The sequence below is a fragment of the Pseudoalteromonas sp. MMG013 genome (genome assembly GCF_018100885.1).
GTDB classification, from domain to species: Bacteria; Pseudomonadota; Gammaproteobacteria; order Enterobacterales; family Alteromonadaceae; genus Pseudoalteromonas; species Pseudoalteromonas aurantia.
Genome location: NZ_JAGJEE010000022.1, coordinates 1 through 23,101 on the forward strand (window position 1 = coordinate 1; position 23,101 = coordinate 23,101).

Sequence of the window (23,101 nt, forward strand, 5' to 3'; positions counted from 1 at the left end):
GGATGTGAGATCATACACACCCCGTCTTCCTGACGCCGGTCAGGGCCCACATACCGCATATGTTTCAATATGGACCCTGAAGCAAGTTCAGGGCGACGAAGGTGGTGCACACTTCGATATGAGGTCATACACATCCCGCCTTCCTGACGCAGGTCAGGATCCACAATACCGCACATGTTTCAATATGGACCCTGAAACCAGTTCAGGGCGACGAAGGTGGGGGAAAGGCGACGAAGGTGGGGGAAAGGCGACGAAGGTGGGGGAAAGGCGACGAAGGTAGGGTAAGGGCGACGAAGGTTTAATTTAAGATGAAGGATAGGGGCACAGAGCGTTTTTTATGGCTTAGTGTTGAAGTAACAGTAGCAACTAAAAATATCGTTGTAAGTTGGGCTTACTATGCTGACTCAGGCGTTTTAGATATCGCTTTCTCAGGTTTATCCTTGTTATTTTGAATTTGGGCTGCGTGTTGCTGTGAATACATAAAAAACCATATGTGCCTTCTTCGCTGTGTCATTTTTTTCATAGTGCAAACCCTTTGCATGACTTATTTCACTTTCCCCGAAGGGGGTTCTATTTGGTACTTCACAGTGTACCGTGCGCCTATTTAATAGCACATATGCAATAAGGTGTCACAGTTTTGCTTATGAAATATTTTCTGGTGTTATGCCTATTTATTGACTAGGTTTCCGGTTTGTTTAAAAGCGTGTTAGCGGGCAATGCGACTTCGACCAATGTACCTTGGTTTAGTTCACTGAAGCATTTTATGGTGCCGTTGAAATGTTGATGAATAATGTTGTACGCAATGCTTAAACCTAATCCAACTGCGCCATCTTGTATGGACGTGGTATAAAAAGGGTCGAAAATTTTGTCAATGAGCTCAGGGGCGATACCTTGCCCATTATCTTGACAGCGAATAATGAGACGTTGCTCAATAAGATGGTAACTCAAGCGAACTTCTTTAGAGGCTTGTTCGGTAAATGCATGCTGTAACGCGTTATGTATTAATATTAGTAACACTTGGTTAAGTGAATTTGAACTGGCGAAAATATGGAGGGAGTCTTGAGAATCTAAGTACAAACTGATGTTTTTGGTTTGGGCTTGTGTTGCGGCTACTGCGATAACTTGTTTGCATAGTGTATGTAAGTCAATTTTACCGATTTGTGTATCACTGCTATTGGCTGCAACTTGTTTAAATTGTTGAATTAATTCGGCGGTTCTGTGCAGATTTGGGGTCATTAAGTCATGGGCTTGTTGGTAGCGCTCAATAAATACTTCTAAAGTTTGGCGTTTAAGTTGGTTGTTGGTGAAATCGAGCTCTAGTTTTTTGAAGTCTTCATCTAATGTTGAAAGCGCTGTCATGGCAATGCCTAATGGGGTATTTACTTGATGAGCAACTCCCGCGACCAGATGTCCAAGACTGGCCATTTTCTCTTGCATAACCAGCTTTTCTTGGGTGGTTTTTAACTGCTCTACACTGAATTTTAGTTGATCATGTACCTCAATTAAATTTTGATGTGACTTGGCATTAGCAAGTGCAATCGCGGCATATGATGCGAGTGTTTCGAGTATGGTAATATCATTTTTAGAGTAGCTGTTTTCTCTAAAACTTTGCATACCAATTACACCAATGACTTGTTTTTGAATGCTCATTGGGACATAAATCATAGAGACCGCTTGTGCGCCGGTTTTGCCATTGCTGAGCGTGTGAATAGCTGAGTCTGGGTTTGGGTGATACAACTCAAATTGCTGGTCATAATTATTGATTAAAATACTTTGGTTATTAATGGCGCAATGCACCGCAAGCTGGCCAAGGTTATTCAAAGAGCGCTTGTATGTTTCAAACCGTATACCTTGCTCTGTTGCAAACTCAAAGACCAAATGTTCTCTGTCTTGATCAATTAAGCCAATACCAAAGGTGTCAGCACACGCTATTCCGGCCATGTGCTCATAAATATCATGAAACACTTCATCTAACGTTAAATGACTGGTGAATTGCCGACCTATTTTGTTAATTGCAGCGAGCTCTTGGGTACGCTGACCAACTAATACTTCCAAATATTTTGCCCGAGCTTTAACAATATCAATGCGCCATTTAAACAACCCACTGATAATTAAGGTAACACTCATGGCAATCAGTAACTTAAACCACTGGGTTTGCCAAAATGCCGGCATAACATTGATAGGCAGCTTTAGGGGTTTAACTTGTCCAGCAACGTTATTGTATTGTGCACGTACTTCTAATTGGTAATGTCCAGGGGTTAAATTTGTGTAACTGATCCATCGACTATTTTCATCTAAAGGCAGCCAGTGCTCGTCTAAACCAATAAGCCGATATTCGTAGGTAATGTGTTTCGCGTACACTAGATCAATAGCAGCGATTTGGGCACTGAATGTGCGCCCATTAGGGTCTAACGTCGGCACTGTATTGGTGGGTACGGCATAAGTCTTTCCTCCTTGTCGCCATTTACGTATCACAATCTCGCTGTTATGGGTTGGGGCATTGTAGCCGTCAGGTTCAACGATGAGCACGCCTCGGGTACCGCCAAACAACATTGCACTGCTGGTTTTTTGCGCATAAGATCCGAGCCAAGTTGTACCAATACTGGCCCCTTCGTCTGCGCCATATTGATGTAACTGACTTTTATCAAACTCTAAAATTGTGGCGCCGCTCCATAAGCGACCATTACTGTCTATTAATGCATTGCCACCAGGCTTATAAGAGCCTAGCCCCATCGCGTTTTGTTTATCAAAAAATTGAGGCGTATCTGCATTAGCATTGGGAATTTCATCAAACCCGGTTGATGTGACCACGTATAACCCATCTGCTTTATTGGTGATCAGCCCCAGTACGTAATTGTTACTAATATCACTGTTATGGGCGCTATATTGTTCAAATAACGTGGCATTAGGTCTTAATCTAAACAATCCTAAATGGCACGCAACCCAGAGGTTTCCAAACTTATCTTCGTATAGGTTGGTAATACTATCGAGTAAAGGTTGGTTATCAGGTTTATTAATAAAATCGCAGCGGGAGAATGCATCATTTATGATACATGCCCCTCTGTTCGTGCCAACTGCAACTCGACCATCGCTCAACCCCAATAATCGAAAAATGGAGACAGACTGTAACCCTGCTATTTTTTGTGCAACGGCCTTTTGGTTGGGAATATCAAGTCGCATAATACCCTGTGCATGTGTGCCAGCCCACACTGTGCCTGAGTCGTCTTGCGTTAAAGCGATAACGCTGGTGAGTTGTTCGCCGCTCACAGTTTTAGAAATATGGGCAATTTTACCTTTATAAGGGTTAAATATGTCGACCCCCCCATTTTTACTGCCAAACACCCAATGGCCGTTATTGAGTATGGTTACGGCGCGGATATTTCCATTGCTTAATCCGGTGTTGGTCATTAATGAGTGGCGAATGTGTGCGAAATGTCCGGTGCTGTTTAGGTCTAAGCGTTGCAGCCCCCCGCCCCAACTGCCGATCCACAATGAATTATCAGGACCTTTAATTATTTTGCCTAAATCGTTAAAGGTGAGGCTAGATATGTTTGATGGGTCGTGCACGAACTGGCGTAAGAAAGTCTGTGATTGAACGTCAAACAACCAAATACCTTCACCGTAATTTGACGCCCAAATATATCCATCATCTGATAATACGGCATTTCTAAAATAAGACTTCTGCGCCGTGCTAGGCATGTTCTTTGGCGCTGATACATGGTTTTTACCATCCCAAATCCACAGTCCTCTGTGGGTGCTAATCCAGTAGCTACCGTGTTGGTCGGCAATAATGTCTCTTACATTTAAATGTGATACGGCAGCAATAGTTTGTACTGAATCATTTTTTATTTCTACCACACCATAGGTGCCTGCGATCCAAATAACATTGGGACTGGGCTCAAAAATACGATAGGTAATGCCGGTTATATTATGAGGTAAGGCATATAATTGACTCACTTTACCTGTTTTATCTAGTTTATTAACACCTTTGTCGTGCCCTACCCATATAGACTGCTGTGAGTCAACGAATACACTGCGTAAAGAGTTACTGGCCAATTTTGCAGGAACAGTTGTGGTGTTATAGCGGGTTACTTTGGCATTTTTAGGGTTTAGACTGGCCAGTCCGTTACTGCGAGTGGCAAGCCAAATAAGGCCTGACGCTTGCTCTGCGATACTAAATATATAGGAGCCCGGTAAGCTGTTGATATCGTCTTTTTTATGCTTATATCTATTGAAGTGATAGCCATCATATTCGACTAGGCCGCTTTGAGTCGTCAACCACAATACGCCATTATTGCTGACCAACCCTGAGGTAACAACCCCATTAATGATTTGCTCTTCATCATCAATGTTTTGAAAAGCGGGCTGGCTAAATGGGAAGTTAACGAGTGGGCTGGCATTGGCGTAGCCAAATGCGCCAATGAGCAGAGTAAACTTGACCATTGCTGATAAAATACTATTTCCATAGCGGTTTTTCATCCATGCAACAGAGCAAATACGCACTGGTTTTCTTTTCATAGTTGTTACCCTGTTCGGGATGATCAAAGTATACGCTATCAGTATTAAATCCTAATTATTGCAGCATTAAAAACGATATGAGACAAATGAGGGAGAATTATGAATACCCACTTCTATTTCGTTTTTTAATGATGATGGGTGGTATTACGTGTGTACATTATACCCATTTTTCGAATTACCTTATTAAAAGTAGGTACAACCGAGCACATATCAATAACGACTAAAGTGTAAGCCCCCACCATGTTATAACAAGATCTAATAGTGTATAAGTATGGCACTTACGGCGTGACCTGCGCAGGTTTATATGCATTAAATCTATGGAAAATCAGTGTGGCGTACAACAAGTAACAATAATAAGCACAGTGCTGGTGACAAAAAGCACCAACACTGTGCTTATATTTAGAAGGTTTGGTTGCATTCATATGTCTCAATTATAAATTGAGCGTGTGGTCAATGTTTACATGAGCAATAAAAGCAGGGTCATGACTGACGAGTAATATGGCACCTTGATAGTGTCTGAGTGCGCTGGCGAGTTGGTGTTTTGCGTCAGCATCTAAGTGATTATCCGGCTCGTCGAGTAATAATATAGGTTGATTGGGTTGATGACTCACAATGAGCATAGCTAATTTCATTTTTTGCCCTCCACTTATATGCATTGTAATGCTGTAAACATGGTCTTTTTTGAAGCCAATACCTGCCAGTAAGGTACGTGCTTCACTTATACTAAGAGTTGGGCAAAGCGAAGTTAAATTGTCTAATACGCTGTGATTGAGCTTGAGCAACTGATAGTTTTGATCTAAACAAACGGTCGTTGAGTTGAGCTGCAATGTGCCCGACGTAGCTGGTATTTTTTGTTGTAACACATTCAATAAGGTTGATTTTCCTGCGCCATTGTTGGCACTAATATGCCATTTCTCACCCTCACGTACGACAAGATCAACGGTGGATTGTGTGCCATAGGGGAGTTGTAGTTGTAGCGCTCTTATTAAGATTTTTCTTTTTCGGGTTACGTGCGATTGTAATGCAAAATGGGTAGGTACAGTGTTGGTCTGTTTAGCAAGGAGTAGATTGGCTTTGTGTGTTAGTTTAGCATGTTGTTGCATAGCCGTGATTTTTTGGCGCTTTGTATTGGCTGAGGCGTGGTCTTTTTTGGCATCCAATAATACTTTTGCTTGGCTGCCTTGCTTACGTAAGGCATTACCTTGTGCTGCGCGTTGTTGGGCTTTTTCATGATTTGTTTGTGTAGCCAATTGTAACTTACGTTGTTCGCGTTTTATGTGATTAATTTGCTGATTTAAAGCCTGCTCAAGGCGCCCTTTGTGCTCTAAAAAATCGTGATAATTGCCTGAAAATGCTGTTAAACCATGAGGAGTAAGTTCATAAATTTCCGTCATTTCCTGCAGGAGTAGTGGGTCATGACTAACAATTAATATTGCGCCATTAAATGATAGCAATTGCTCAATCAGCCACCGTTTCCCTTGGAGATCTAAATGGTTGGAAGGTTCATCGAGGATGAGGGCTTGATGGTTGGCGTTAAACAACTGCCATAATTTTAATCGTGCAAGTTGACCACCACTTAGGCTACGGCAGTGCTGCCAGTAATCAGTACTAATATTAAGCGCATTAAGTTGTGTTTTGAGCTGCGCAGCCAATAACCAGTTATCACCAACAGTGGCAAAGTCTTTAGGGTCGCAACTCCCCATGGAGATAGCATCTAAGGCATGTAAACTCGCTGAAAGCCCTAAAAATTCGGCAATGGTCAATGTTGACGTGGGCGATTTTTCTTCGTGATGCTGGGTAAAATAGCCAATATTTGTATGGCAAACCACGTCACCTTGAGTTGGGGGGATCTCACCTCGAATTACTTTAATTAATAGGGATTTACCTATGCCATTACGGCCAACAAGGGCTGCACGCGATGCCGTTAAGTTCCAAGATAAATTGTGAAAAAGGGCGTCTCCACCTGAGAGCTGCAAACTGAGATTATGAATTTTAAAAATGGGCACAATGAGCCTCCTGATAAAAACAGGCGCAGTGAGGTAGCCAATATGCGAGATGTTGCGACACTGTCGCGAACTTATTTAATAGGTATAGAGCTACGCCCACTAACCCTGTAGATCCAAAAAAAGAATGAGAATTCGGATAACAGGACTTAGTTGTTCATGACGGCGTACACTCCACAATAGAAATAGGCATCCAGTGTAATGGATTTATCAATATAAATTCAAGCGCTTACTGATGTTTAATAGCTGACTCTATAGACATTTGGTCAGCTCAGCAAAGAGTCACTTGTAATAGAGCATCAAAATTACGAGCGTTCAGTTATTATAAAAAAAGGTGACGTTTTCGTTATTCATGATAGTGACAAGCAATTGCATTGGTGAGGCCGTTGGCTGTGGTAGCCAGAGTACTCTGGCTACGCTTAGCGCTAAGGTTACATTAAGCTAGCAACCGGCCATTTCTGGCGAGGTGTAATCCCAACATTTCCATGCACCAGTACATAACCGTGTATCGTCGCATTGTCGCATTGTATCGCAAAACGCTGAATTTGGGCCACCTCCAGCTATTTTTGGTGTTTGCGCATGACCTAAGCCTTTACCTTCTTGGTATAAACATTTTAAGTGAGTCTTAGTCAGTTTTAGTTTCATAAGTATTTCCTTCTATTCTGATGTTAAATTACTACCCAACATAAATTGCATACAATATATTGTCAATGTGTTTTCAATTCATTTACAGTGCACCGCTGTCGGCTTGCGTCATATTATTATGCGTTTCATTGCTGTGATGTTAAGAAGCTTGGCCAAGCTATTACGCGTTATGGAAAAGTGGCGCTCGATGATTGGCTGTTAAGGTTTTTAACTAACCTCAGGTTTGGGTAAGGGTTTTGGAATAGAAAATTTTTGCAAACAAACTTACGTACAATCCAATGATGATATTTAGTGCAATATCAAGGCGCTTTTATGCAGTAATAGCGGGTTATTACAAATGAAAGCAACGCCGAGCGTGAGAAAAATAGCTTTATTGGGCAAATTCGTTTATCCAGAACTGAGGTTAACTAACGAGTTGCATGTTTACACAACACAGTGGATAAACAATAAGCGTTGGGATTACATCGCTTCGTAATTTATTTATGACACTGAATACACGCTAGTGGTGATAGGTACAAATAGGGAGGTATCGTAGATATAACAAAATGTGATTTCTCGTGTTAAGTTATTAATACGTGAACGGCAAAGGTATTACACTGTGTGGCAACAGCAGCTTGCATTACTCTATAAATCTCAATATCGTAAAATTATTGCGGTGCTCGTCAAGCTCTTTGGTATTCATAATATTCAGCTTGCTGAAGATGTAGCTCAAGATGCTTTTAATAAGGCATTATTGAAATGGCCAAATGAAATGCCTGATAACCCCTGTGCTTGGTTGCTCACTGTAGCTAAGAATCAAGCCTATGATGTACTACGAAAACAACAAACCCACGACCAATATAGCATGCAAACCATAGCTTGGCAGGCCAGTAACACTCCCCTAGCACGTTCATTGGATGATGCCTTTACTGAATCACAAATTCAAGATGATCAACTCCGTCTCATTTTTTGTGTATGTCAGTGTGATATCAATATTGAGAATCGCATTGGGTTTGCTCTAAATGTGTTATGTGGACTATCAAGCGCAGCGATCGCAAGAGCATTGTTACTTAAAGAAGAAACAGTAAAAAAAAGACTTTACCGCACAAAAAAACGCTTAGCACAAAGTCAGTTTGAACTGCCAGAAAACCATAAACTTAATGCGTCATTAGAGGCCGTTCACACCATTTTATATCTATTGTTTAATGAAGGGTATTTAAGCTCGAGTGAACGAGAGCCATTTAATGCAATGCTCTGTGCTGATGCCATTGGCATGACTAAACTATTGTTACTTAATGATGATACCTTTAATGGCGAGACCTTAGCGCTATTGGCATTGATGCAGTTTCACTTTGCACGTTTTAACGCTAGAAAAGATAGCCAAGGAAAAGTTGTCTCACTTGATTTACAGCAACGTTCGTTGTGGTGCAAAAGTCTTATCTGTGAAGGGCAACAGTTATTAGTTTTGTCTTTAGCATATCAACCAAAAATGCTTGGGCGGTTTTTAATTGAAGCACAAATAGCGCAATTACATTGTATGACAGCTGATTTTAAACACACCCCATGGAGTATGATTATTCGTTTGTATTCTATGCTGTATCAAGTAACGGGATCTGCACATGCATTACTGAATAAAGCGATAGCACTTGGTTATGCAGGGCAATGTGGTGAAGCGATTGGGTCATTGGAAAACCTGACTAACAACAGTGAGTTTCAACAAAGCCATGCGCTTGATGCTACTTTAGCACACCTATATGCGCTAAAAGGCGATAGAAATATGGCGTTAATTCATGCTGAGTTGGCAAAAAAAAGAGGTGGGACTATATTGGAGCATCAAATTATCCGGCAACAGTTGCAACGCTTGTTGAATGATTTACATTGATTTAAATATATATGTGCAGTTTAATTAAATTTCATTAGTAAATTAGCAATAAATTGGTTGTGGTTTTTGTTTTTTAGAATTTAATGTGTTTTTTATTTTATTTACAGAATGTGAATTATGATGTTCTTGTTTTTTATTTGTACCACTAAAGTCTAGCTATTAAGTATTAATATATTTATATACTTTGTAATTGAGTCAGGAAGGCTCAGATTGATATTATTAAATTATAAGGTAATAAAATGAAAAATACACTGGTAGCAATTGCAGCGTTAATGTCTTTCAATACGCTTTCTGCGGATTTAACCTTTCAAAACACAAATGAAATGAGCTATGCAGAAATTAACGATGTAAGAAATAAACTTTCTGATTCTGAATTATTAAAATTTGATGATGCTGTCAACATGCAAATGAGAATGGCTGTAGTATATAATGATATGAACTACAGATCTCAATATCGAGTTATTGTTGAAGATACGCCAGATTTCCGAGTTATTGGTTTTAATGACAATACCACGGCAATTAAAGTTTATAATGCGATTGGTGTGACTGTTTATCAAAAAGCGAATTATGGTGGTCAATATAGAACGATCATAGGTGATTTAGCCGACTTTAGATTAATTGGTTTTAATGATGATACGAGTTCTATGAAGTTCTTTTAACGGGCATAGCCAATAATGAAGTCGACCTTGTTTGAGGCACTTCATTATTGGGTGAGGTTTGCTTATTGGTTTAAGTCACCAGAAATACGGCCTTTGATATTATCGATACTCACGCTACCAGATCCTGCATCTGAAATATGTAAACTGCCAGCATGGTTTACTTCTATGTCTCCCGAGCCGTCTTCAATCGTGACTTTACCCGCAATTTTTGCCACTGAAATACTGCCACTGTCATCTTCTATTTCAACATTCTTTTGTGCACGGTACACGTTTAAATCACCACTACCATCATTGATGGAAATATTACCTTGCGCGTTTTTGATATTGAGGCTGCCTGAGCCATCTTTAATGTATATTTCACCCACTGTGTCGTGAACTTTCATATCACCTGAGCCATCCACGATATGAATATCGCCTTGTGCGTGACTAATATCGAGGCTCCCAGAGCCATCCTTAATATCAATTGCATAGCCACCATTGATATTAATATCACCTGATCCGTCATCAATATTAATATTGTGACCGCCGTTGATACTGATTCCACCGGAATTATCTTCAATGTTGATATGGCTTGTTATTCCCTGAATATGGATGTCGCCAGAGCCATCATCAATATCCAACGCCATAGTCTCTGGTACATAGACGACTAAATCAATACGGGGGCTTTGGTTACCGACGACCCAGATATTACCACTGCGAGAACTGGTTTCCGCAATTAACTTGGCTGTGCTGCCAGAAGTGTCTAATGTAAAAGTGTACCCTGACCCGTCGTAAGTATAAATATCGGCATCAACTTTGATTTCAGACAGGTTTGGCGTGCCTATTACTTTTAAAGAGCCAGCACCAAGGTTGGCATCAAGAGATGTCAGTCCTGCAGTGCTTACTGCCAATTGTTGTATTTCATGCTTGTCTGCTTTTGCCGCGGCACCGCCAACGTGAACAATACAGCCACTTAAGACTAAAGCTGCACATATTGGAGTAAGAATCTTGATCATCATTTTGTTCCTTTGAAGGAGTTTGCTTTTATGTTGAAGAAGCAATCATAATGCCAATAGTTAACTTATTGATAATTAATGTTTTGTGGTTTTTTTATAACGTCCGATGTGGACATCGGACGTCCGTTTAACCAAAAAATCGCCTTTTTGACGAATTAATATTTAGCTGTTGTCGGTACACATGATTTGTCGAATTTCGACTTCAACACCAGGATAATCAAATATTGGGCATGATTTAGCCAATGTGGTTGCATCATTTATATTGTTTGCTCGAATAATTGAGTACCCTGAAACCAATTCTTTGAATTCAGCTGCAGCAATATCAGTTTCAACTTTATCATTTGAAAGTCGCTTACCTGAATAATCAAGTGGTGAACCGCCACTGACGAGTTGTTGAGTCGCTTCTAATTGCGCCATCCATTGCCCCCATTTTTCCATACTTTTGGCCATGTCTTGCTCTGTTGTATTTGCCATCCAATCTGGATCGCCGCCTTTATAAATCAACATAAATTCATTCATGATATATCCTCGTTTTATTAAATGAAGTGTAAGTGTTCTATAAGTAGACGTTGTGAGTGTGTTATCGAGGACAATGCACAGACATAAATTTATTTTTTTATAGGCACTCAGTATTATGTTTTGACAGTAAAGCGTCCCAGTGGTGTTTGAGCACAGTGGTAGGCCTGTTTTTACGCTTTATAGTTTGTGTTTCGGTTTTTTATTGAGTTGAACTATCACAACCTTCATATACTCGTTGATTGCCTTTATGCTATTTGACCAATTTTTTATCAGCCTTAATAAGAGCCTGGCTAATTTTCCGGCTCTGTAAATGGGGGCGACTGATGGACGGTAAGTCTTGTTTTAAATGAGGATTGAGGTGAATTGTTATCAAGGTACTTTTTCTCTTGAGTTTCATAGTGCTGGCGCTTCATACTTGATTCATATTGTTTTGATATATTTATAACTAAGCTACATATAAGGGGGTTTCGTGATTAAGTCGATATTTTTAAGCGCTATTTTTGGTGTTTGCATGATCAGTGGGCCACTTGCAGCTAATGAGTTGTATGATGTAAAAAAAGCCATTCCCTCAGTGCATTTTGATATTCGGTACTTCGGCAGTAATAACTTTGTTGGTACTCAGATTGATGGATATTCCGCCCCTAATTGTTTGTTATCTATTCCTGCTATCGCAGCGTTAAAAGTAGCGCAAACATCGGCTAAACAATTTGGCTTGAGCTTAAAAGTGTTTGATTGTTACCGACCCCAGCGTGCAGTAGATCATTTCGTAAAGTGGGCAAAAGATTTAACCGATAATAAAAATAAAGCGATTTTTTATCCTCAGGTAGAGAAAGCGCAACTTTTTGAGTTGGGGTATATTGCGGCAAAGTCGGGTCACTCTCGTGGCAGCACATTAGATATCACGCTGGTTGATAGCCGCTCAGGCGCTGAACTTGACATGGGAACCGGTTGGGATTTTTTTTCTACGTTATCATGGCCTTCTTCTATGGAAGTCACCACACAGCAAAGAGCAAACCGCATGTTGCTAGCGAACATTATGGCTAATTCAGGTTTTAAGGGCTTAAAAGAAGAGTGGTGGCACTTTACATTGAAAAATGAGCCTTTTAAAAATCGTTATTTTGATGATGAAATAGCCGATAACTAAGCGATAATGTATCGTATTATTGCGTGATTGTTATTGGCGGTAATTTGACGCTAAGACAGAAAATATCGATTATTTGAGTTTTTTGATGTGCATTTGATGAAAAGTAGCGCGTGTAGGCAATTAAATTGCAATGCCAAACTTAAAGTGACATCTGGTGATTTTCGATATTTTAGCGTGCATCTAGATGTGTTTTCATTGAAGTGGATGGTCTCTTTTTGTTGTTAAATTTGCATTTATTTTATGATTTATGTAAAGAAATTACATCTAACCCTTTCAATATCTAATACTAAATCATGTTTTAAAACAAAGTGGTATAAACAGTGAGTCATCACTTCTTTGAAAGTTAATCTATATACTTTAATTTCATAACCTTAAATAATAGGGCCGTTTTTATGAGGCTTTTATTGTACGCTGTAATCCTATGTAATTGATATACTATACCGCCTATATATAATCTTCCCAGCACAATCATTACTATTTCTTGAATTATTGTCAGTATTCCTTTGTTATGTAATTTTAGCGTTAATGCTTGGTATGTAAAATGCTAAATAAATATTTTCACATAATTTTTTATTCTACGTCATTCCTCCGATATTTAATTATAAATTGGAGAAGTGATGTTGGTTTCAAAGGATTATTCTTCCGCGGATATTCGCGCGTTTCGAGGACACAGTGATTTCTGGGTTTTATGGAGTGAACACGAAGAACGACTTGTACGGTGTTGTTATAAATGGTTGCACAATGATATAGATAAAATAGAAGATGCGGTGGCGCAAGCGTGTGAAAAAGCATATAAAGCTTATACAGCACGTGAGGACGATATTGAGAACGCTTTTGCGTGGTTGTGTCGTATTGTGCACAACACGTGCATGGACGTACACAGAGCGAATACCAAACAACAAGAGCTCGTAAATCAAGTTTCAGAGCTTCCACAGGAGTTTTTTTTTGCTGATAGCTATTCTAAAACATTAGAATCAGAACTTATTCAATCCAATATTTACCATCGACTTATGCAACAAATCTCCTATTTACCTGCTGAATTACGTCAGGTTGTCGAGTATAAATTTATGCATGATTTAGAGTATCCAGAAATTGCAAGTAAAATGAAGTTAAGTCAGGAGAATGTACGTAAACGGGTGCAGCTGGCACGGAAGAAACTGTCAGGTCTTAGGGAGGAGTATCGCGCTGGATAATATTAACTAACCTCAGCTCTGGATAAGCGAATTTGCCCAATAAAGCTATTTTTCTCACTCTCGGCGTTGCTTTCATTTGTAATAGCCCGCTATTACTGCATAAAAGCGCCTTGATATTAAACAAAATATCATCATTGGAATGTACGTAAGTTTGTTTTAAAAATATTTTCTATTCCAAAACCCTTATCCAAACCTGAGGTTAACTATTCGTTTTTCGCAAGATGTTACCGGTATTTTGCGCGAAGGTTTATTATCGAATAATTTTATTTTTAACCACATCGAAAAATTAATTTCCTGATTTTTAAGTTTATAAAAAATATACTTACTCTCCTAATAATCAATATTTATTTCACAACACTGCAGGTTCTCCGTTAGTTTCATAACAGAAGTTGATTCTGGTAAAAAACTCAGCAAATAGCGTGTATTTGTTGTACTAACAAAATTGTTTCATATTACTTCATAACGGGAGTGATGTGGCGGAGCTTACCTGGACCTTTGATATGACGACAGAAAGACAATGGTATGTGGTGTATACCAAACCAAATACAGAGAAAAAATTTGCAGAGCAGGTTGAGCGCTTACAAAGTGACTGCGAAGTATTTCTGCCTTTAATAACCCAAACGCGTAAATGGAGTGACCGAAATAAAACTATCAGCACAGTATTATTTAAATCATATGTATTCGTGTATTTAGATGGTAACGAATTTCAGCATATTAAGAGAATGGCGGGCTTTGTAAATTATGTCAGATTTAATAATCGGCCAGCAACAATTGCTTATGAACAAATTACCTTAATTAAACGTTCACTAAATACTGGATACGATATTTCAGTATTAGCGAACCGCTTAATTAAAGGCGCACGAGTAGAGATCATTGCAGGAAGCCTGCAAGGCTATGAAGGAACATTGATGGAGCTAAATAGCAAGCATGTTGTGGCGGTTGAAGTACATGGTCTTGAGCAAAGCATGCTCGTGAGTGTGCCCATCGAACTAATAAAAATTGTAGGAGAAGCGCACTATGGCTGAACTATCTCAACATGGGCTCTATGCATTAAAAGCACAGCTGATCTGTCACGAAGGCTTAGTGTGTAAACCTTACAAATGTACTGCTGGTAAGCTTACCATCGGTGTCGGGCGTAATTTGCAAGAGCGGGGAATTACTGAGCAAGAAGCGGAATACTTACTCGATAACGATATTACTATGGTACTTGGACAAGTAAGTAAGCAGCTTCCAGTGTTTAATCAACTGTCAGAAGTACGCAAGTTAGTGCTGTTAAATATGGCATTTAATTTAGGTATACAAGGCTTAAAGCGGTTTAAAAAAATGCTCGCAGCGTTATGTGTCGAAGAGTTTAATCTGGCAGCTCAAGAAATGTTGGATTCTAAGTGGGCTGAGCAGGTTGGGTATCGTGCCAAAGAGCTGGCCGATATGATGGCAAAAGGATAATGTGCTATGGCATCAATACAGGAAGAGCACAACGCTATCGTTGCCGCTGAGCGACACTTGGCGCAATGTTTTTATGCATTTGGACTCGCTTTAAAAGAGGCGAATGAAGATCTAGACCCAGCTGCAACACAACTTCATAATGCCACGACTACGCTTGCCAAAACTACGCGTTTTTTAGGAGTAAAAGCGTGGTTTGATTTAACTGACTCTGAAGTTACGTTACTCGCTTTGGTGTATATTCAAACTCTGGATCCCGACTGTGTAGCGCCATTTATAGGTCTGAGTTGGTTTGAGCAAGGGCCAACTTTAAGCCTCGACAAGTTGTTAACACTAAATGATAAGCGACTGAGTAAACGTACATTATTGGCAGAAAATATTGGTTCATCTCGCTTATTTACATTAGGCTTATTGAATCAATCGAGTCACTATATGAGTTTATCTTGTGCAGTTCAGATATCGCCATTGTTACAGCAATATTTACAAAGCGGCTGTGTATCGAGCTCGGATGGCGCATTATTTAGTGCAATAAAAAAGTATGACATTGACCCTGTTTTTAGCTGCAGTTTTGCCAAAGAACAACATAAAATAATCGCAAAGTATACGCTTTTGAACCATGACAATGCCGAACAAGCACTCTGGTATGGTATGCAATTAGCCGCTCATTCAACACTTTCAGTGAGTCAGTTCATTGGCGAAGCAGAAGAAGGAAAGCAGTACGATAGTCAAATACTGCAGGTGGAATTGGCTGAGTTACTGCTTAAGAATAAAGGCCAATCGGTTGTAATATATTGGCCTAATTGGGTGAACTATTTACACATAGCCTATCAAAATTTGCGAGCCATTATACAGCACTTGCCGCAGGTATATATTGTCACTATGGCTGAACCGCAACAGAGAAAACATGACATTGAGCATGTTGATGAGCGTGTAATTGTGATGCCAACTCAAGAAAAAGTCGCAAGCAGCTGGTTGGCATTGGCTCCAGCATCTCAGGCTAGGCTCGAAGCACGTGCTTGGCAATTGGCAACGCATTATCCCATCGCGCTTGAACGTATGAACACACTATCACAACATGCTATTCAATTAATGCATACGCCAGAAGATTATTGGAGCACATTACAAGCACAATGTTTACAAACACAGAGTGTAGGGTGTGATGAATTAGCAAAGCTCAGTCAGTCGCGTTTTACTTTGCAAGATATGGTACTTGCCAATAGCGTGGCACAACCATTAAAAGAGCTCGTGGCACGGGTGCGTTATCAAGCTGAATTAAAAGCGCGATTGCCTCGACTAAATAGTGGCTGTAAAGCGCTTTTTTGGGGCAAGCCCGGTACTGGAAAGTCGATGGCGGCAGAAGCAATAGCGGGAGAGTTACAGCTGCCTTTATATCTGGTTAACCTCGCAAATATTGCCAGTAAATGGATTGGTGAAACAGAAAAGCACTTAGCCAAGCTATTCGATTCAGCAGAGCGCCATAATGCGGTGTTGATGTTTGATGAGGCTGATGCCATTTTCGCCAAACGCAGTGAGGTAGAGTCAAGCCATGATAAAAATGCCAATATGGGAGTGAGTTATTTACTCCAGCGTATGGAGCATTACAGTGGTTTACTGTTACTGAGTACCAACTTTAAAGCAAATTTGGATGAGGCGTTTTTACGCCGATTTCATAATGTGGTTGAGTTTACTTTTCCCACCGAAACAGAGCGAATGACCTTGTGGCTGCATAGTTTAGGCGGTAATGCGGACGACGATTTACTCGGCGTGATAACGCCTCTAGCCCATCAGTTTGAGCTCAGCGCTGCACAGATAATAAATATTACCGAAACAGCACTATTACAAAGTTTAATGGCGGGTAGAGCATTGATAGTTCGCTCAGATATTGCCTGTGCGTTAAAGCGAGAACTGGCAAAACATCACGCCGGGTTTATGGCCCAAAAAGACATTTTAAAGTGGTTACAAGGAGGGCATCATGGACCCGACGCTATTGTATAAATTACAGCAAGCATTGCACGCGTTTATTACCGAACGAATATTGGCGATAGATCCGACTCAACAAGCGCTTTCGCAATCAGAACAAGGGGTTCAACTGAGCTTTAAAGCCCCTGATAAAGCATTTTTTGATAAAGTAGTCAGTGATATTCCTATGGTGAATTGTTATTTGATTGGCGTAAGTGAAGATGTTGCTCGTCGGCAAAGTGAAATTCCGAGAATGGAAGTGAATGATACGCAGTCAGGCAGTGTTTATTATAAAGAACCTAAATTTGTGACACTTACCTATATGCTGACCATCTGGAGTAAAGATGAAGAAAAAAGTGCTGAAATAGAGCACTTAATTTTAAGTTATTTACTCTGTGGTTTAGGACGTTACGACTTTTTACCTGCAGAAATATTAAACGCGCATGATATTCAACTAAACCCCTATGGCATACGCGCCCAGTTATTTGGTAATGAGCAAAGTGACAAGGTCAGTGGTCAGGTTTGGCAGGCATTGGGTTCATCACCGAAACCAACATTACTATTTTCACTGTCATTACCTATTCCGGTATTTGAACCTGTTGAGTTACCAATTGTACGTGAAATAAATAATGTATTAGATAAAAAATAACAGTTACGCGCATTTCACAGTTAACTTCTCGAACAAGACCAAACTTTTTACTTATCCGTATTAGGCAATCTAACTAATGCCCAGCAGCTCGTGTCTGAGCGAAAAAACCAAAGGGACCAACATGAAACATTCAGCACTGAATACTGAACTCAGAGACTACTTTTCACGCGGAGATATACCGACACAGGAACAGTTTTATCAGCTCATTGATGCAGCAACAGATAATCAAGCGACGTTTAGCTTATTAGCACATTTATTTGGTATGACCGTTGATTGTGTGGTGACTGAGCAGCTAACGACGTTGGACGGCAATTTATATGAAGAACCAAAGCTAAAAAATTATAATTTGGCAACGGGTGAAACTGTGTTGATTTACTTGCAAGATGACCCAGCTGTAAACGGGGTTTACACGGTATTGATTGCTGACGATGTGGCAACGCTAACATTGCAACAGCAAAGTGCTGATTTTACGCATGGATTATTATTAAAAGCAAATCGTTCACAAGGAAGCAGTGCGAGTTTTTATGAATATAGATTCAATATAGTTGATGCTATCGATGAGTGGGTATTGTTAAAAAGCTTAGATATACCTGAATATATGACTACACACTTGTTGAATGCTCGTTTACCCGCTCACGTTGATTTAACCCAAAACGGCGCAAACTCAAAAGTCACAGCTACGTTATTCGAAGGTAAATTTGACGGTGATGGGAGTGCCATTAGTGCGCTAAATGCAACCGAGATCACATCAGGAAAGGTAAAGCCGGAACGGTTCAATTTTGCAAGCATAGAGGATATTCATAAGGGAATAGATGCCAAAGTACTGAGCTCTGAGAGCGGTCGTTGGCTTAATCATAAGTTAGAAGCATTGGCCTGCCCACAGTTGCTGAATATTCAGGTACGTTGTGCAGAAACCACTGAGTCTATTGATGTGTTGCAACCGCCCACAGACATCGACCAGATCATATTAAATCATAGTGATTATGTCTTGCTTACGGCGCAAAATACGCCGAGCCAAAATGGCGTATGGCAACTCGATACACAAATGAGTCCGGCGCAACTCATTCGGGTAAATACCGCAGAGCTATCCTCTCTTTCGACGGGGAGCGCGATTGCTGTAAAGCAAGGAAGTCAGCATCAAGGTCAGGTATTTGTAGTGGCAGCACAATACAGTTACGGTCAAGCCGCTGAGTATTATTGGCAGCCCTCTTCGGCAATCGCAATGGCAGGTATAGGTTTAAAAAATCAAAATAACCAAATTAGCGTAGACTTTGCATCAGTACAAGATGTACAAAGTGCGACGGCTGAAAAAGTGGTAGATGCAAGTGTATTAGCGACGCAGCTTGCCGCGACCTCAACGGGGCTTACTAATGACTATACAGAACAAGTCAACACGCAAAAGTTCAGAATCGACAGTATTTTGTTAGCCAGTGATGCTGAAAAAGACTCTTTTGCCGAAATTGTTACTTTAATTAATTCGGTAGACACAGAGTCAGATACAGCATTTGCTAATTACGCGCAAACGAATGATGCACGCAGTACGTCGCTGGAAAATAATTTAGCAACAGAGTCGCAATCACGAATTACACAAAACAGCGTATTAGAGACGACAATTCAGAATGAATCTCAAGTCCGCCAAGAGCAAAATACAGTGCTCACTGAGGCGCTACAAAATGAAGTGGCAACACGAATATCTCAAGGGAGCGAACGTTATACCAAAGTAGAGTCGGATACTCGATATATTCAAAAAACCGGCGATACACTCAGTGGTCACTTTAATATAGAGACTGCCAATTTAGTCGGAAATCTAAATGTTGATGGGGCCATTGTTGCAACTCACGATGTGACTGCTTTTTCAGACCAAAGATTGAAAAGTAACGTTATGCATATTGAAAATGCACTTGAACGCATTACACAGTTGCAAGGTGTGACCTTTACTCGCACGGATTTATCTGAAGAACGTCGATTTTCAGGACTGATAGCGCAACAAGTAGCCAATGTCTTACCGGAAGTTGTGCATCAAGAAGGTGAGTACCTCAGTGTAGCCTATGGAAATATGGTGGGGTTATTGGTTGAGGGGATCAAAGCGCTCAATAAAAAAGTCGCTCATTTAGAAACCCAGTTTGAAAAAAATGATTGTTAATATGTGCTGCTACAGTGAGGAAAGAGTATGTCATTGCAAAATATAGGGGCTATTTCATTAGCAGATATCGGGCAAGAATATAGCACGCAGCCGCCATATACGCTAAGCGTGTACAGCGAACATATTAATAAAATACCAGGGCAAAGTATTGCTGTTAGTGAGTTTTATGGCGCATCTGCAAATACCATTTTTTTGCTTGATAAAGTATTTGATGTGTATAGCAATCGAGCGGCCACGATACCTATTGCCAATATTCTAGCAGGTAGTTTTGATGAGTATAGTGATGGTCAAGAGGCCATAAGGCTCGTGAATGTGTTAAATGCCCAATATGGCAGTGTGCGCATAGATGGTGTGAATGTGGTATTCACTTCAAGCAGTGGTGTTAACAGTGCAGCTCGGTTTGACTTTGTGGTAGAGAACAGCATAGGAGTTAGGAAGACCCATTTTGTAAGTATGCGTGTGTTGGCTATTCCACCGCTCATATGCAACCCTGATACCTTTAGCTTGCAGCAAGGGGGAACGTTATATGTGAGCGCGTCTCAACTGATTGTAAACGATGAAGACAGCTCTAATTCAGGCATTACTTTGGTGTCGGTTAGCGGCCCTATTGGTGGGAGTGTTAACCTCGTGGGGGATAATATCACCTTTATTTCCACAGGCTTGGCAGAGCAGCCAGCACAATTTACTTATCATATAAAAAATGGCTTAGATGAGACGCAAATAGGGACTGTGTTTATAAACGTTACCCCCTTACCAGAGCTAGAAGCGTTTGTTTATCGCACTCAAGCTGAAGTATCTACTGCAATTGCCAGTTATAGCCCACCAACAATGGAAGATGTATTCAATAGTTGGGCACGATTTGCTGGAGCAACCTACTTTTCAGATGCAAGTACAGCAACTGGGGAGGCCGCCGATTGGCAATTTTTACGAAGTCCAGATAGGGTGTCTATGCCGACCAATACTAGCAGTGGTTGTGGTTTTATATCACCGGATAAATTGGATAATTTCTCTTTTGAAGCAACGCTTACTTCACCAGCGGCAGACGATGATACTATCGGACTGATTGTTGCCTTTGTGCGTGAAGGCAGTGTGAATAAGTTTTTGGCGTTAGTCAGAACAAAAGGTGGTATGGGGCCTAAACAGGGCTATGGACTGATTTATAGTGAAAATGGACCTTTTCAGCCTACATGGGTAATAAATGATATAAATATTGATGGCGTAGCAGGTAATTTTGATGGTGCGAAAACCCGAGTAAAAATACAGCGCCAAGGTGATGTCATTACATGCTATACCACCAACTGGAATGACGTTGATAATTACCAGGCAGGTTCAAAAATAACCCTTGATTTAAATAGTGACAATCGCCTCAATATTTTTAAAGGGCCGCAGCAATATGGTTACTATACCCATTCACAAGCAGGCTCTACTTATCTAGACATTGATTTTAATGGTGGCTTAGATGCCAGTAAAATATACGATGCGCAAAACAATCAGTGCTGGGAATACACGGGTGGCAGTTGGCAATTGGTACAAGGTACAATACAAAGCCATTTGGGGTATATTCGCAAGGTATTTAACCCTGAAACATCAGAACGCTTTTTGATATCGAGTACTGTCATTACTCATTTGGGCTACTTAGTGGACGAAGCACAATGGATGAAAGAAAAGCTCATTGATCAGCGGCAGTACGTGCTTACTAGGCAAAGTACTGGGCAAAATGGTGCTGTAAGTGGCGTACGCGTACTGGCTATATATGCGCTGGATCAAGAACAAAGTAATCTATTGCTCACTAAACCAGAGCTGCTAACAATATCAGAGCATGTGCATCATGATAGCGCTTCAGGGTTCAATAATGTTGCTGTCAAAAACTGGTTTGAATCGCAGAGTATAGACTTAGTTGGTACTCAATTTATTGGTGGAACGGTGGTGCTCGAAGGCGGAATAGTTGGGCGTATCACGGACATTGGTAACGATAATGGCACCAGCGCTTATATATCTTATGACACTGTTACCTATCAATTATTTGATTTAACAAGCTCGTAATAACGTTTTAATTATTCTTGTGTTTATACCCATGGTATTTAAATAATAGTCAGTCATGCGACAAGCACAGGGTGAAGTGATGGCGGAAAAAACTTCACGATATCGTACTTCCTTACGTCATATTTTATCCAGTTAAAGCGTCAACGCGTATTTTTGAATACTCAATACTTTTATGAAATCGGTTTTACACACTGTCACTTATCTGCATAGCAGTACATCTTTATGTTTATGAGCCAAGCCAACATGGCATGCCATGAACATAATCAACAGTGCATTATCATTTATACAGACGATGCACTCCCCATATTAGGAGGCCATTTATGGCGAATACATTATCACTATCAGCACGATTAGCATCTTTACAGGGCAATGTTCCTGGACGAGAAGATAAAATTATAGATAATACCGAACGCGCAAATTCACTTTATCGGTATTTGGGAATTATTCAGCAGGTTGAGACTGTTGAAGAAGTTGAGACGCCACTGTTAGCCTATGCAAACCCACTGGTTGAGGTTGGTCAATATGTATTACTAGTAGGTCAATCAGTGGGATTAAACAATGGCATTTATAAACTTGAAGTAAGCGGTGATTTAGCCAAAGTTGAGCGTCCTTATGATGTAGGCAACATGGTTGATGACTTAAATCATAATAACGACGAGCAAACGGTATTATGGCGATTAACCAGTAAGGATGATGTATTAGGACAAGTTTGGAGCAAAGAAATTTACCACGATACACCCCCTGTGGCTGTGTAGCGCATATAGAGCAGCTCAATATAATTATGAGCTATTGATGAGTGTGCAGAGGCGTAATAATTCGTCTCTGTACATACTTTTATATACCTTCTATGTGCCATCAGTGATGGAGTAGGGTAATAAGAAGTGTGCATACACTGGAGCGATTATGCCTTTAGACTATTTCAATCTTAACGATATGTTTGCAAGCGTCATCAGAAAAGCGCAGCACTTAGAGCGATATATAGGTGTTAAACAGGAAGTGGATGTTATTCATAACGAGAACATTGATATTAGCCAAATCGCTTCGCCAAAACATTGGCAAACTGTGCATTTATTAACTCGGCAAACTGATGCGGCCCAAAATGGCGTGTATCTCATTCGTGAGACAGGGCAATGGCAGGCGCTATGTGGCGATTTAGAAGTTGGCAATTTGGTGACCAGTAAACACCCTGATGAATTTGGGCAATACACTTATTATGAGCTGGTGGCAAAACAAGGCGAAGTATACACCTGGCAGCCGTTTACATTGACCGACCTTAAATCGAGCTGATGATGTGAATTACCCTATATTATGCAATTTTTGCCTTTGC

The 23,101-nt window shown here is 40.4% G+C and carries 18 protein-coding genes; 13 read left to right on the top strand and 5 right to left on the bottom strand.

The genetic code is table 11. The features are described from left to right. Positions 1-308 precede the first annotated feature (308 nt). Positions 309-452, top strand: coding sequence for a hypothetical protein (locus tag J8L98_RS17335; protein WP_210997461.1), 144 nt, complete (start codon positions 309-311; stop codon positions 450-452). 226 nt (positions 453-678) lie between these two features. Here the strand turns inward: J8L98_RS17335 and J8L98_RS17340 are convergent, their stop codons facing one another. From J8L98_RS17340 to J8L98_RS17350, 3 genes are all read right to left on the bottom strand, one after another. Beyond that, on the bottom strand, positions 679-4,518 hold the full coding sequence (locus J8L98_RS17340) for an ATP-binding protein (protein ID WP_210997462.1): 3,840 nt from the start codon (positions 4,516-4,518) through the stop codon (positions 679-681). A 431-nt stretch (positions 4,519-4,949) separates the two neighbouring features. Beyond that, positions 4,950-6,524, bottom strand: coding sequence for an ATP-binding cassette domain-containing protein (locus J8L98_RS17345; protein ID WP_210997463.1), 1,575 nt, complete (start codon positions 6,522-6,524; stop codon positions 4,950-4,952). Positions 6,525-6,962: 438 nt separating this feature from the next. Then, entirely contained in the window at positions 6,963-7,166 is a 204-nt protein-coding gene (locus J8L98_RS17350; RefSeq protein WP_210997464.1) for a hypothetical protein, read from the bottom strand. 598 nt (positions 7,167-7,764) lie between these two features. Here J8L98_RS17350 and J8L98_RS17355 point away from each other — a divergent pair. Continuing rightward, on the top strand, positions 7,765-9,027 hold the full coding sequence (locus tag J8L98_RS17355) for a DUF6596 domain-containing protein (protein ID WP_210997465.1): 1,263 nt from the start codon (positions 7,765-7,767) through the stop codon (positions 9,025-9,027). Between the two features lie 239 nt (positions 9,028-9,266). Next, positions 9,267-9,686 (top strand): hypothetical protein, encoded by a 420-nt coding sequence (locus tag J8L98_RS17360; RefSeq protein WP_210997466.1) that lies wholly within the window; start codon positions 9,267-9,269, stop codon positions 9,684-9,686. Between the two features lie 62 nt (positions 9,687-9,748). Here J8L98_RS17360 and J8L98_RS17365 read toward each other — a convergent pair whose 3' ends face one another. After that, the gene (locus J8L98_RS17365) at positions 9,749-10,684 is read right to left on the bottom strand and encodes a hypothetical protein (RefSeq protein WP_210997467.1); all 936 of its coding nucleotides are present in this window, start codon (positions 10,682-10,684) and stop codon (positions 9,749-9,751) included. Positions 10,685-10,843: 159 nt separating this feature from the next. Continuing rightward, a complete protein-coding gene (locus J8L98_RS17370; protein WP_210997468.1) occupies positions 10,844-11,200 on the bottom strand; it encodes a YciI family protein in 357 nt (118 codons plus the stop codon). Between the two features lie 469 nt (positions 11,201-11,669). Here J8L98_RS17370 and J8L98_RS17375 point away from each other — a divergent pair, with 469 nt between their 5' ends. The 10 genes from J8L98_RS17375 to J8L98_RS17420 all read left to right on the top strand — a co-directional run bounded on the left by J8L98_RS17375 (position 11,670) and on the right by J8L98_RS17420 (position 23,061). Continuing rightward, complete coding sequence (locus tag J8L98_RS17375) at positions 11,670-12,344, top strand: M15 family metallopeptidase (RefSeq protein ID WP_348771913.1); 675 nt, start codon at positions 11,670-11,672, stop codon at positions 12,342-12,344. A 617-nt stretch (positions 12,345-12,961) separates the two neighbouring features. Then, positions 12,962-13,537 carry a sigma-70 family RNA polymerase sigma factor gene (locus J8L98_RS17380; RefSeq protein ID WP_192509432.1) on the top strand — a complete coding sequence of 192 codons (576 nt, stop codon included), beginning with the start codon at positions 12,962-12,964 and terminating at the stop codon, positions 13,535-13,537. A 473-nt stretch (positions 13,538-14,010) separates the two neighbouring features. Beyond that, positions 14,011-14,562, top strand: coding sequence for a UpxY family transcription antiterminator (locus J8L98_RS17385; RefSeq protein WP_318782641.1), 552 nt, complete (start codon positions 14,011-14,013; stop codon positions 14,560-14,562). Continuing rightward, complete coding sequence (locus J8L98_RS17390) at positions 14,555-14,983, top strand: glycoside hydrolase family protein (protein WP_192509433.1); 429 nt, start codon at positions 14,555-14,557, stop codon at positions 14,981-14,983. The genes J8L98_RS17385 and J8L98_RS17390 overlap by 8 nt, the downstream gene beginning before the upstream one ends. Positions 14,984-14,989: 6 nt before the next feature. Next, the gene (locus tag J8L98_RS17395) at positions 14,990-16,975 is read left to right on the top strand and encodes an ATP-binding protein (RefSeq protein WP_210997469.1); all 1,986 of its coding nucleotides are present in this window, start codon (positions 14,990-14,992) and stop codon (positions 16,973-16,975) included. Continuing rightward, the gene (locus J8L98_RS17400; protein WP_210997470.1) at positions 16,953-17,588 is read left to right on the top strand and encodes a Pvc16 family protein; all 636 of its coding nucleotides are present in this window, start codon (positions 16,953-16,955) and stop codon (positions 17,586-17,588) included. Before J8L98_RS17395 ends, J8L98_RS17400 begins: the two co-directional genes overlap by 23 nt. A gap of 121 nt (positions 17,589-17,709) precedes the next feature. Further along, complete coding sequence (locus tag J8L98_RS17405; protein ID WP_210997471.1) at positions 17,710-19,731, top strand: tail fiber domain-containing protein; 2,022 nt, start codon at positions 17,710-17,712, stop codon at positions 19,729-19,731. A gap of 27 nt (positions 19,732-19,758) precedes the next feature. Continuing rightward, entirely contained in the window at positions 19,759-21,774 is a 2,016-nt protein-coding gene (locus tag J8L98_RS17410; protein ID WP_210997472.1) for a hypothetical protein, read from the top strand. Positions 21,775-22,094: 320 nt separating this feature from the next. Then, entirely contained in the window at positions 22,095-22,529 is a 435-nt protein-coding gene (locus J8L98_RS17415; RefSeq protein ID WP_192509438.1) for a hypothetical protein, read from the top strand. A 148-nt stretch (positions 22,530-22,677) separates the two neighbouring features. Next, positions 22,678-23,061 (top strand): hypothetical protein, encoded by a 384-nt coding sequence (locus J8L98_RS17420; RefSeq protein ID WP_210997473.1) that lies wholly within the window; start codon positions 22,678-22,680, stop codon positions 23,059-23,061. Positions 23,062-23,101: the final 40 nt, after the last annotated feature.